This is a genomic window from Streptomyces sp. GC420 (genome assembly GCF_009916105.1).
Lineage (GTDB): Bacteria > Actinomycetota > Actinomycetes > Streptomycetales > Streptomycetaceae > Streptomyces.
On the sequence record NZ_JAAAXQ010000749.1, the window covers coordinates 1 to 1,345 of the forward strand.

The 1,345-nt window shown below is 69.2% G+C and carries 2 protein-coding genes; one reads left to right on the plus strand and one right to left on the minus strand.

Features of this window, described 5'->3' with window-relative positions; genetic code table 11:
* The first annotated feature begins 155 nt into the window (after positions 1-155).
* A complete protein-coding gene (locus GUY61_RS39460; RefSeq protein WP_208106988.1) occupies positions 156-629 on the plus strand; it encodes a PASTA domain-containing protein in 474 nt (157 codons plus the stop codon).
* 131 nt (positions 630-760) lie between these two features.
* Here GUY61_RS39460 and GUY61_RS38365 read toward each other — a convergent pair whose 3' ends face one another.
* Positions 761-1,321: a bacterial proteasome activator family protein gene (locus GUY61_RS38365; protein WP_166634899.1), complete on the minus strand. Its 561-nt coding sequence runs from the start codon at positions 1,319-1,321 to the stop codon at positions 761-763.
* Positions 1,322-1,345: the final 24 nt, after the last annotated feature.

Sequence of the window (1,345 nt, forward strand, 5' to 3'; positions counted from 1 at the left end):
GCGGTGAACCAGGTGCGACGGGCCGGGACCAGTGCGAGGAAGGCCGCCGACAGCGCCAGTGAGCAGGCGAGCATGCCGAGGATCATCAGCACACCGACCCACGTCGGCACGCCGAGGTCCTGCGCGGAAGCGGCGGAAGCGGCGGCGGCAGGAACATGCCGGTGGTCGTGGGTGCGATCGTCGTCGCGCTGCTCGCCGTCGGCGGCCTGATCGCCCTGATGTCGATGAACGGGGACGAGGACAAGGGCAACCAGACCGGCGGCACGCAGGCGGGCGCGAGCGCAAGCGCAAGCACGTCGGCGGACACGGGCGACGACGGGGGCGACGACGTCGCCGGCCACAAGGGCCCCGACAAGACGCGGACCATCGAAGAGGCCGAGTGCACGGAGGCCGACGAGCACTACAGCGACGAGACGAAGGTCACCGCGCCGAACTTCGAGTACAAGAACATCGAGTCGGTGAAGGCATGCATCCAGGCCGCCGGCTGGACGATCAGCAAGGAGATCGACGTCGACGAGAACGTCTACGGCGAGGGCACGGTGATGCGGCAGTACCCCGCCGCCGGTGAGCCCATCGATCCCGAGGGTGCCAGGTTCGAGCTGGACATCTCCACCGGCGATCCGGAGTAGTCCAGTCCAAGGGCACGCTGGCCCTCTCGATGCCCGAGCACATGTGGAAGGGGTCCGGCACTGTCGTGCCGGACCCCTCCGCGTCCAACTGCGTGTCAGCCGTCGGCTCTCGGGACCGCGGCCGCGGAAACTCAGAGATAGGGACCGGAGCGGATGGCGCCCTGGCCGCGCTCGTCCTGCTCGTCCTGGCCGCCCATCGCACCCGGCGGCAACGCCCTGCGCATCTGCTCCAACTGGGCCCGCGCGGCCATCTGCTGGGCGAAGAGCGCCGTCTGGATCCCGTGGAACAGCCCTTCCAGCCATCCCACCAACTGCGCCTGCGCGATGCGAAGTTCGGCCTCGGTGGGAATGGTCTCGTCGGTGAAGGGCAGGGAGATCCGCTCCAGCTCCTCGACCAGCTCGGGGGCGAGCCCGTCCTCCAGTTCCTTGAGCGAGCTGGCGTGGATCTCCTTGAGCCGGACCCGGCTGGCCTCGTCGAGAGGCGCCGCCCTGACCTCCTCCAGGAGCTGCTTGATCATGCTGCCGATGCGCATGACCTTCGCGGGCTGCTCGACCATCTCCGTCACCGGGACCTCGCGGGACTCGTCGTCGCCCGTGCCGGCTCCGCCGAGCGCCATGCCGTCCTGCCCCACGACAAGGATGTGCGGACTGCTCTCCTGCGACTGCGACCGTTCGTTCCTCGGCATCTCCATGCGCCCATTCTCTCCCACCCCGCC